At 64.0% G+C, this 10584-nt stretch carries 9 protein-coding genes, 1 tRNA gene and 1 pseudogene; 6 read left to right on the top strand and 5 right to left on the bottom strand.

Features of this window, described 5'->3' with window-relative positions:
• From QZ149_RS09570 to QZ149_RS09555, 4 genes and pseudogenes are all read right to left on the bottom strand, one after another.
• Nucleotides 1-288 (bottom strand): annotated as a pseudogene (locus QZ149_RS09570) (IS256 family transposase); the annotation flags it as partial.
• Nucleotides 289-614: 326 nt separating this feature from the next.
• Nucleotides 615-698: transfer RNA gene (locus tag QZ149_RS09565), tRNA-Leu, on the bottom strand.
• Nucleotides 699-821: 123 nt separating this feature from the next.
• The gene (locus QZ149_RS09560) at nt 822-1718 is read right to left on the bottom strand and encodes an energy-coupling factor transporter transmembrane protein EcfT (protein ID WP_291451212.1); all 897 of its coding nucleotides are present in this window, start codon (nt 1716-1718) and stop codon (nt 822-824) included.
• The gene (locus tag QZ149_RS09555; RefSeq protein WP_291451211.1) at nt 1715-3931 is read right to left on the bottom strand and encodes a DUF2232 domain-containing protein; all 2217 of its coding nucleotides are present in this window, start codon (nt 3929-3931) and stop codon (nt 1715-1717) included. Before QZ149_RS09555 ends, QZ149_RS09560 begins: the two co-directional genes overlap by 4 nt.
• A gap of 265 nt (nt 3932-4196) precedes the next feature.
• On the opposite strand from QZ149_RS09555, the gene QZ149_RS09550 reads away from it, so the two are divergent.
• The gene (locus QZ149_RS09550) at nt 4197-4949 is read left to right on the top strand and encodes an Ltp family lipoprotein (RefSeq protein ID WP_291451210.1); all 753 of its coding nucleotides are present in this window, start codon (nt 4197-4199) and stop codon (nt 4947-4949) included.
• Between the two features lie 121 nt (nt 4950-5070).
• Here the strand turns inward: QZ149_RS09550 and QZ149_RS09545 are convergent, their stop codons facing one another.
• A complete protein-coding gene (locus tag QZ149_RS09545) occupies nt 5071-6003 on the bottom strand; it encodes a 5'-nucleotidase (protein ID WP_291451209.1) in 933 nt (310 codons plus the stop codon).
• A gap of 247 nt (nt 6004-6250) precedes the next feature.
• Between QZ149_RS09545 and QZ149_RS09540 the strand changes: the two genes are divergently transcribed.
• From QZ149_RS09540 to QZ149_RS09520, 5 genes are all read left to right on the top strand, one after another.
• A complete protein-coding gene (locus tag QZ149_RS09540) occupies nt 6251-7378 on the top strand; it encodes an ABC transporter substrate-binding protein (RefSeq protein WP_291451207.1) in 1128 nt (375 codons plus the stop codon).
• 88 nt (nt 7379-7466) lie between these two features.
• Complete coding sequence (locus tag QZ149_RS09535) at nt 7467-8495, top strand: iron ABC transporter permease (protein WP_291451206.1); 1029 nt, start codon at nt 7467-7469, stop codon at nt 8493-8495.
• On the top strand, nt 8492-9292 hold the full coding sequence (locus QZ149_RS09530) for an ABC transporter ATP-binding protein (protein ID WP_291451205.1): 801 nt from the start codon (nt 8492-8494) through the stop codon (nt 9290-9292). Before QZ149_RS09535 ends, QZ149_RS09530 begins: the two co-directional genes overlap by 4 nt.
• A gap of 201 nt (nt 9293-9493) precedes the next feature.
• Nucleotides 9494-9703, top strand: a complete 210-nt coding sequence (locus QZ149_RS09525) for a cold-shock protein (RefSeq protein WP_291451203.1) — start codon at nt 9494-9496, stop codon at nt 9701-9703.
• A 330-nt stretch (nt 9704-10033) separates the two neighbouring features.
• A complete protein-coding gene (locus QZ149_RS09520) occupies nt 10034-10252 on the top strand; it encodes a hypothetical protein (protein WP_291451202.1) in 219 nt (72 codons plus the stop codon).
• Nucleotides 10253-10584 lie beyond the last annotated feature (332 nt).

The raw sequence follows: 10584 nt of genomic DNA, 5'->3' as shown, positions 1-10584 counted from the left end.
GTCGGTGACGACCAGGGCCGGTGGCGCGATCCGGCTCATGAGCGCGCCCCAGGCCCGAGAATTCTCACTCCTAGCCGCATACCAGCCCAGCACACAATCGGGTGTTTGGGCGATGAGCACCACGGCGTTTCGCCCCAGGTGGATGCCGTCGACGAAGATGACCTCATGAACCTCATCGACGATCGGGCTAAACGGCCATAACTGCCACAACGGCTCACAACGCCTACGAAACGAGCGGCCCCCGCCAGGCAAATCCGACTGACGGCGCCGACTGAGCAGCCAGGCCACGAACTCATCAAGATGCTTCGCCGTGGAATTAATGCGGCTGACCTGGCTGATATTACACAGGGAGCAGCGCCATCGCTGCGCCCCTGACGCTGAGTGCCCATACCTGGTCATCACTCGCCCGCACGCCGAACATTTGGGGGTATTCATACCCCCACGATGAAACAACCAACTTCAATGTGGATTTTCCCGCACCAGCAAGCCGAAAAATCGCTACAAAACCAACACGTTTTGTCCTTTAACCCTAACCCTAACCCTAACCCGCGCACTGGCCACGCACGGCGAGGAAAACAAAAACCGCAGACCCCGAAGGATCTGCGGTTTCATCGTGCGCGAGGGGGGAGTTGAACCCCCACTCCATCACTGGAACACGGACCTGAACCGTGCGCGTCTGCCTATTCCGCCACTCGCGCGTACCCAGAAAGAATAGGGGGTTTTAGCACCTCACGTCAAATCAGCAGAACATGACCCGGGACACATATTGAACCCACAGGACATACAACCATTGCAATCTCAAGGGAAAATCGACATAAATCCTACAGCATCAACGTGCACGCAACGACGCCACCAATACCCAACAGGGTCGCAGCGAACACGCACGCGTCTACCCATCCAAGCCGAGTACGTCGCCTCGGCGCACTGCCACCAACCTCGCCGACGGCATCAAGGGCACCGCGCATGGACATGGCTCGCCCGGTCTCGGCGGCACCGCGCGAGGCCGCGGACAGGATTGCCGTGATCACGTCGACGCTGAGGCGCACGTAGCCACCGAGGGACAAGGTGGCAACATCTTGGCCGAGGCGCAGCTTCGCCGTGTCGAGCACGGCCTGGGCCTGGTCACGCAGCATCGGCAGGCCGCGCAGGGCGGAGGCCATGACGAGCGACCACTCATCGACGGGCGCGCCAACCACGCGCAGCGGCCGCAGGAAGACCCGTAGCGCTCCTGCGAGCGCCGCCGTGTGCGTCACCCAGGCGATGAGCGCGGATCCCCACAGGACGACGAGTGCCAGGACAGAGATCCGCAGGAACACCTCGAGTCCGTCGCCCAGCCACGCGCCGATACACCCGCCGACGAAGCCGGAGATCAGCCACATGGGAGGGCTCGGTACGACGCTGCGAGGCAGACGAATAGCCATGGAGGCGACGGCGAGGAGACCGCCGACGATCGCCAGGGTTGACCAGCGTGGTTGCAGGATGACGCACGTCGTGAGAGCCGTCCAACAGGCGATGAGCGTACCGGGCCACGCGTGCCCGAGGACGGTCTGCCACGGCAATGGACGAGGCAGACTCATGCCCGTGCTTCGCCGCGGCTTGCGGCGCGGAGCGTGCTCGCCGCCCACGCCGGGACTCTGGACTGGATCGGCGGGAAACCACCCGTGGGTGGTGCCGCCGCCGGGGCCGGTCGCCCCGCATGAGGAGTGAGGATCGTTCACGCGAGCACCCCTTCATGCAGGTGTCGGTGGATGTCGCACAGTGCGTCCATGCCTTCGAGGTCATGGGAAATGACAAGAATGGACAGCCCAGCACGTCGGCGTTCGTCGAGCACGGAGATGAGCAGTTCGCGCGAGGCCATGTCGAGTCCCGCCATGGGTTCGTCGAGGATGAGGACGCTCGGATTGGAGGCGAGCAGCCCGGCCAGGGCGACGCGCCGCATCTGCCCGCCGGAGAGATCGTCGATGCCGCGCGAGGCCAGGGCGGGGTCAAGTCCCACCAGGTTCATGGCCTGCGCGACGATCCGATCACCGTCCTCACGGCTCAGCCCCTTCTTCCGACGCCCCGCACCGCTGCCGATGCGCGGTCCGTGCCCGGCGGCGGCGAGAATGTCAGAACGCACGGAGGGGCGCTGAAGTTGGAGGCGCGCGAATTGCATGGACAGGGCGACGTCGCCGACCCGGCGTTCCATGGGGGTCCCGCCGAGCGTCACGTTTCCCCACGTGGGGATCAGCAACCCGGTGAGGATGCACGAGAGTGTCGTTTTGCCCGACCCGTTGTCGCCGGTGATGAGCATCGCCTGCCCGGGTTCGAGGATCAGGCTGACGTCGCGCAGGACGGGTTTCTCCCACGGCGTTCCGAAGTCATAGGTGTGTGCGACTCGGTCCGCCCACAGGTGCTCCGTATTCGTGAGGGTCGGTGTTCCCCACGCGCGCTCGCCCCCCTCTTTAGCGGACGAGGCCGTGGTCGCTTCTCGTGTCTTGCTTGCGTCGCGGGTTACTCCCCGAGATTCCTCCTCGGGGGTAACGGGACGCGCATTCCCGGCCACGGCCTCGTCGATGGAGGAGGAGCCGGGCACGTCGGAGAGAACACGCCCTCCATCGACTGTGATGACGCGGTCGGCGCGCGCTGCTTCGGCGGGGTCGTGGGTGATGTGGACGACGGCGATGCCGGTGTCGGGCAGGGAGGCGAGGAGATCGAGCATGTCGGCGCGCCCGTCGCGGTCGATCATGGCGGTGGATTCGTCGGAGATGAGGAGGCGTGGCGAGCGCGCGAGGGCCCCTGCGAGCGCGAGGCGTTGCAGCTGCCCGCCGGAGAGGGAGCGCGGGTCGGCGTCGGCGAGGCCGCCCAGACCCACGCGCGCCAGAAGGGCTTCGAGGTCGAGGACCCGCGCGTCGCTGGCACTCATGCCCCAGGTGACGTCTTCGGCGAGGTTCTGTCCGAGGACCAGCAGTTCGGAGCGTTGTCCGACCAGGGCGGTGCCGCCGACCTGGCCGAGCATGCCGCCGCCGGTGCGCGTCCCTTCGCCGGGGGTAGCACCGGCGAGGAGGAGGGCGAGGGTGGATTTGCCGGAGCCGTTGTGCCCGACGATGACTGTGTATTCGGGGTGCTCGAAGCGGAGCGTAACGCCGCGCAGCGCGGGGTGGTCGGCACCCGGGTAGGTGAAGGCGGCGTCGGTGAGGGTCAGGGGCAGGGGCGAGGCTGGGGTCCCCTCCCCGGGTCCTGCATCCTCCTCGGATTGTGCGGTTCCGGCGGGAGCAGAGTTGGGGCGGCCGGGCGCTTCCAGAAGCGGGTCCCACCCGGCGTCGAGGGTGACGCGGCGCAGGATCGCGCCGAGGAGCCAGCGCGCGGCGAGGACCAGGAAGGCGACGCCGATGAATCGGGTGATGGGCAGCCACACCCACCAGAAGTCGACCAACCATTGGCTCAGAAAATGGCCTCCGTCGACGAACCAACCGAATCCGGGGATGCGGCCGACGAGTGCGAGGAAGCCGTTGAGTGTTTTTTGGATGCTTTCGAGGCCGAGGTTGCGCAGGTCGACGAGGAACCAGAAGGCGATGCCGGTCCCGACGCCCCAGACGACGCCGAGGCCGGCGGCGACCGCACCGACGCTCAGCCAGGAGGCGTGTTTCTTGTGGAGAACACCAATGATAAGGCCGATGAGGGCGGCCTGGAAGGCTCGGCCGGCGGTAGCGAATCCGCCGACGGCGATGGCCAGGAGGACGGTGGAGGCGAAGGCCGCGATGGAGGCGCGGGCGCGCAGTTTGAGGGAGACCATGGCGAGGGGTACGGCCGTGGCTACCTGGAAGAAAAGTTGGAAGACGGGCGTGACGGCGGCGATGAGGCCGAAGGTAACGGCCAGGCCCGAGAGCGCGCCTGCGGTCGCCACCTCAACAGGAGTGAGGCGGCGTGCGTCACGCGCGTGGTTACTCATGTACCTAGTCTCCCAGGACCCGCCCTCATCTGCGACCGCCGGGCCGGTATCACCCTCCGCAGTACAGCAGATAGCCCGACAGATGCCTACCAAGTCCAAGATTTTAACGTAATTAATTGTTGACAAACATGTTTTACATCACTAGACTTAGTCACTAAGCCCATTCGACATAGGAGTCATGATGACAAGCCCAAACTCGCAGTACAGCCTTGGAAATAACCCAACAGACAACACCCCGAGTGTCCCCCACTCCCCTTATCAGCAGGTGATACCCCCTCAGAGCAAACCTTTTTACAAAAAGTGGTGGTTCATCGCCATCGCGGTCTTCGTCGGCCTTGTTCTCATCGGTAGCCTGACGAACCCCAAGGGCAAAGACAGCACCAAGGAAACCGAGTCCTCGACGACATCCACGACAACAGAATCAAGCTCGGGCATCACCGTACCCAACGTTGTCGGCATGCGCGGCGACGAGGCCCGCGCGATGCTCGAAGCACTCGGCAAGGTCGACATCTCCTTCAAGGACGAGGCAGGCAAAAAGATGGTGCTTGACGTGACGAACTGGACCGTCACCTCTCAGACTCCCGAGGCAGGGGCAACTCTCAGCAAGGACGCTAAGGTCACACTTTTTGTCCACCACGACACGGACGACGCCAAGCCGACGGACAATCCGACGACCGATGCGCCGTCGACGACCGAGTCCAAAAAGGACGATGTTCCGCGCGACTACCGCAAGGCACTGAAGTCCGCGGAGAACTACTCGAAGACACTACACATGTCGAAACAGGGAATCTACGACCAGCTCACCAGCGACTTTGAAGGATTCTCCCCCGAGGCAGCCCAGTACGCAATCGACAATATCCAGGCCGACTGGAATGCAAACGCCCTCGCTAAGGCCAAAGAATACGAAAAAACGCTCAACATGTCCGATGAGGCAATTCGAGACCAGCTCGTCAGCGAGTACGGCGAGAAGTTCACCCAGGAAGAGGCCGACTACGCGGTCGCCCACCTGGACGACTGAGGCGGTTTTTCCACAACAACACAACTGGGACAAAAGTGGGGCGGGTGTTGCACCCACATGTAAAACCCGCCCCACTTTCACTGATACTCCCAACAATGACAGCCAAAACAGGGCTTAGCATCTACTCCCTGTTGATCTCCCCGAAGGGGATGTGGACGCTCGGGGTTGAGCGCGACGCGCCCTCGACGTGGCGGCGCTGGTCGTCGAAGAAAATGTGGGGCTGCAACGCTTCTAGGATGGGCCCCTTGGGGAGTCCGCCCAGGAAAAAGGCGTCGTTGACGCGCAGCCCCCAGCCCCGGATCGAGTTGATCGCCCGCTCGTGGGCGGGCGCGCTGCGCGCCGTCACGACGGCGACGCGGACGCGGCGCTGAAAACCCTGGGGATCACTCACGCTGCGAGCGTCCTCGATCCCCTGGATCCGGTTGATTTTCTCCAGGAAATCAGCCATCGGCCCGCGCTCGAGCGGCACCTCGGCCAGGGCGCTCTCACTTTCCTGATACTCCTCCAGCCCCCGGTCCTGGAAGACGCGCTCGGAGGAGTCGCCCGCCAGCACGCCGTCGAAGTCGAAGGCGATACGCAGGTCCGAGTCCCCGTCGTCGGGGACGGATCGGCCCACGACATGCCCGGCCGCAAACCCCAGCTCGGTTGCCTCGCGCACGTCGGCCTCGTTCGCGGAGAGGAACAGGGACATCTTCAACGGTCCCATATAGAGGTAGGGCGCGTGGCCCTGCATGAAGATCGCGCGCGTGATGTCCAGGCCGTGGCTCTGGACCGACCGCATCACCCGCATTCCAGTCTCCGGGTCGTTGCGCGAGAGGATGACGACCTCGACGAGGCGCTCGGTCTCCGACAGGGCGTTCAGGTCTAGGAGGCGCCGTATAAAGGGGAAGGCGACGCCGGGTGCGAGCACGTCATCCAGGTGCTCACGCTGATACGCCCGGTACTGCTCTTCCCCTTGCTCGCGAAACACCGCGTCCGACTCCGCCAGATCGAACAGGGCACTCGAGGCGACCCCAATGACGAGGGCGCGCTCCAGGTCCAGACTCTCACCCATGAGACGCTCCTTCCACTCACGCCAGGCACCTCACCCGACGCCGCCAGAGTAAAAGGAGGCGTGCACATCTGCGTCCCAGCCTGGGACTCGTCCTTTATCGACGAGGCCGTGGCCGCGCCTCGCGCACCGACGACCTCCGCAAGATCCAGGAAAAAACACCGTGTCATAATGCCGCACTCACCCTTGTGAGGGCCACCTAATTTTGTGTAGCATTTCCCTCGTAATCCGTGACATACGAGAGGACACAATGAAGACACGCCTCGCCACGCTAACCGCGATCTTGGCCACTGCCGCCCTGGCCCTCACCGCCTGCGCGGGCAGCTCCGGCTCCACCGCCCCGTCACAGACCACCACCCCGGACGCATCGTCGACGCGTACGATCACCGACCACGCGGGCAACGAGGTTGTCCTGCCCACCACGATCACCCGCGTCGCCATCGACCAGATCCCCATCGAATCCACCTACCTGGCCTACTTCGACGGCAAGGCCCCCTACCTGGTAGGCATGAGCGCCGCCCGCGTCAAGGCCATGAGCCAGACGATCGCCGCCGAGATGGCACCCGAGATGATGCAGGTGGACACCAGCTATTACGACAAGGGTGAGCTCAACGCCGAGGCCCTGCTCAACCTGGACGTCGACGTCGTTTTCTACAATGCCTTCAACAAGGAACACGGCGAAATGTTCCGCAAGGCGGGCATCCCGGCCGTCGGTTTCACAACGATGGGGAACCCGTCGGAGACGTACACGGAGTGGATGGAGCTCCTCGAGGACGTCTTTAACCAGGATGGCCATATGGCCGACAAGATCGCGCTCGGCAAGGATCTGGTCGCCGACGCTCGCGCGCGCACCGCGAAGGTGCCCGAGGACCAGCGCGTCTCGACGATGGTGCTCATGGGCGCGGCCGACGGCCAGCTCGCGGTCGCGGGCGGAAAGGACGGCTGGTTCACCAACGAATGGGCCGACTCGCTGAATTACACGAACGTCTCGCGCGACACCGATACCTCGCACACGCCCGTCACCTTCGAGCAGGTTCTCACGTGGGACCCCCAGGTCCTCCTCGTGACCGGCAAGGGCATGTCGAACATGACGGCGAACTCCGTCCTGACGAACTCGGTGCAGGGAGTGGACTTCTCGACCCTCAGCTCCGTGCAGTCCGGCCGCGTCTACTCCACCGGCCTGGGTATGTGGAACTGGTTCACCCCGAACCCGGATGCTCCCATCGTCGCCAACTGGATCGGCACGTCCCTGTACCCGGAGCAGTTCTCCGACGTTGACCTCGTGTCGATGACGAAGGATTACTACCAGAAGATGTACAACTTCACGCTCACAGACGAGCAGGCACGCCAGATCGTCAACCCGGACGCCGCGTCCTAACACCTGTCCCCGGCCTCGTTTTTCCCTTCGACGAGGCCGGGGTCCCTTGTGCGGTGAGACGCTCGGTAAGCATCGGGGAGAGGACATCATGACATCTGTGCTGACCAGGAATGGGCGACTGCGCGTGTGGGTGGTCCCCACGCTGGTCGTACTCATCGTCGCGTGCGCGGCGGCGGCCATGTTGATTGGTCGTTTCTCCGTGTCTCTGGAGGACGTGGTCGCGGCGCTGCGCGCGAGGTTTTGGGGCGGACCATCGGTGTCGCCCCGCATCAACTCAGTCGTGTTTGACCTGCGAGCGCCGCGCATCATCGTGGCGATCCTGATCGGCGGGGGCCTGTCGGTTGCCGGCGCCTCGTTCCAGTCGCTCTTCTCCAACCCCCTGGCTACGCCGGACACCCTGGGCGTCGCGGCGGGCACATGCGTCGGCGCGGTCATCGCCCTGCTACTGGACTGGAACCTGATCGGCGTGCAGGCCGCGGCCCTTGCGGCGGGCCTGGCGACGATGGCTTTCACCACGGCAATTTCGCGCACGCGCACGGGCGCGTTCAACGTCGTCACGCTCGTGCTCGGCGGCGTCATCGTCTCCGCCCTGGCGAACGCGGTCCTCTCGCTCCTCAAGCTCACGGCCGACCCGACGAGTCAGCTCCCCGAGATCACCTACTGGCTCATGGGTTCGCTCGCCGCGGTCACCTACCACCAGATCGCGCTGGGTGCCCCCTTCATCATCGCGGGCATCGTCGTCATCGTGGCACTGCGCTGGCAGCTCAATATTCTCTCCCTTTCAGAGGACGAGGCCCGCTCAGTCGGCGTGAACGTCTCCCTCATGCGCGCGATCCTCATCGTCGCCTCGACGGTCATCACGGCCTCGGTCATTTCGATGTGTGGCCAGGTCGGTTGGGTCGGCTTGCTCGTGCCACACTGTGCGCGCATGCTGTGCGGACAGAACAACCGCGCGGTCATCCCCGTGTCGCTGCTGCTCGGGTCGGCGCTCATGATCGTCATCGATACGCTCGCACGTTCCCTATCGGCCTCGGAAATTCCCATTTCGATCCTGACGGCCATCATCGGCGCCCCCTTCTTTATCGTGCTGCTGCGCCGGACGGGAGGGTCACGATGATCAGCGTCGAGAACGCGACCTTCACCTATCCGGGTGCCGCTTCCCCAATCCTGAGGAACGTATCCTTCGAGGTGCCCGAGCGCTCGCTCTTGGCGATCCTGGGACCCAACGGCGCGGGAAAGACGACACTGCTGCGCACCATGATCGGCCTACAGAAGTGGGACAGCGGACGCACGCTCATCGACGGCACCCCCATTTCGTCGATGTCGACCCGGGCGCTGGGCCGTGTCCTGTCCTACGTGCCGCAGGCCCGCAACGCATCGAACGTGGCGCTCACCGGCCTCGAGATGGTGATGGTCGGGCGCGCCCCGCACATGCGCACCCTCGCACAGCCCGGAGCGCGCGAGGAACGCATGGCCCGCGACGTCCTCGACGAGGTGGGTGCCTCCCACCTGGCCGAGATGCCCTGCGCGACCATGTCAGGCGGCCAGTTCCAGATGATCCTCATCGCCCGAGCGCTCGTCGCCGACCCGCGCGTCCTCGTGCTCGACGAGCCAGAGACCGGCCTGGATTTCCGCAACCAGCTCATCGTCCTGGGCCTCCTCGAGCGCCTCGTGAGGGATCGAGGCCTCGCCGTTATCATGAACACGCACTACCCGGCGCACGCCCTGCGCGTCGCGGACCAGGTCGCGCTCTTCTCCTCCACGCACGAGGCCGTGGTCGGCCCGGCGTCCTCCGTGATGAACGCGGACACCCTCGCGAGCGTCTTCGGGGTGGACGTGGCGATCGGGAACGTGACCTTCGAGGGTGAGGACGTGCAGGCTATCGTTCCGGTTCGTCTCACCTCAACAAACTAACCCGCCGCCACAGACGATACTTGGTCACGTTTTCGCAGGTCAGACACATTTTGTGTCGAAGTGCGGTACCGTAAGAATGTGATTCCACACGCTGCGCGCGGGTGTGTGAGAGACACCGGGGCGCGCGGGCGGGATCGCGTCGGTTTCCGCAGGCGAGACCGACCGGTGCCCCAGCGTTGGGGCGAACACGAAGGAGGGCCCATGGCTACCGGGACCATTAAGTGGTTCAACGACGCCAAAGGCTTCGGGTTCATCACTCCCGATGACGAATCTGGCGATGTCTTCGTGCACTATTCAACCATCATCGGCCAATCTGGGCGCCGCACTCTTCTTGAGGGCGAGAGGGTCGAATATGAGGTGATTGAGGGACCCAAGGGTCTCCAAGCCATGAATGTGGCACGAACCGAGTGACATTGTGTGCCCGGGTGGATCATCCACTCGGGCACACGTGCATGAAGCATGCATATTCATCGGAACCCTATTTTTTGGCGTCGCAGCCATCCTTGAAAGACTCTTGATGCGACGTCTGTGCACTCCCTAACAAGCACTTGCACGGTATAGACCATGCGGTTATCTGCGCGTAGCATTGGTAATGCACCAACGGGGGCGACAACACGTCGGCCCCGTTTTTTAATGCAGAGCCGCCCACCCGGGCGGCGCGGGCCAAGAGGCCCACACAACACGCTGGCGTGCGGGGCGCGCTTCGCGCATCCGTGCGAAGACACTCACAAGGAGAACCTCATGAACCAGATTGTCAAGGCCGAAACCGCCCCCACCATGAGCCAGGCCACCACCTCGGCCTCCGTCTTCATCGCCCTCGTCGTCATCCTCGCCAGCCTCGGCATGGCCGCCGCCCTCCAGGTCGGCTCTGTCGCTTCCGCTGTTCTCGCTGTCGTCGTCGCTCTGACTGCTCTGATTGTCTCCCCCGCGCTCCTCTCGATCGCTCGCACGCGCGCCTGAGACACTGCGGGGCGCGTGAGTTCCGCGCGCCCCTCCCCTGCTAGCGTGGCACCACCGAGGTGCCGCGCTTTTTCTTTACATAAACACTCGCCTCAACAATAAGGGCAATATGACAAGCAGTGATTATGGCTCCGACATGCGCATATCGACCACCTGATAGAAGGATTGCCAATTCCTGACAAGCATGACACAATGCACAGTTAACTGGCTCTTCGCATTTAAGGGTGTAGGAGGTGTTGGAATCCGCCGGAGTGGAGGAGGCAGCGTAGGCGGTAGTTTCGGTGGTTGACGAATCCTTGGGCGATGCCGCGTAGGTGTTCGAGGCGTCCGTT

Origin of the sequence: Actinomyces sp. ICM47, assembly GCF_905369875.1 — a bacterium.
Taxonomy (GTDB): Bacteria; Actinomycetota; Actinomycetes; order Actinomycetales; family Actinomycetaceae; genus Pauljensenia.
This window is presented reverse-complemented; position numbering and strand designations above follow the sequence as displayed.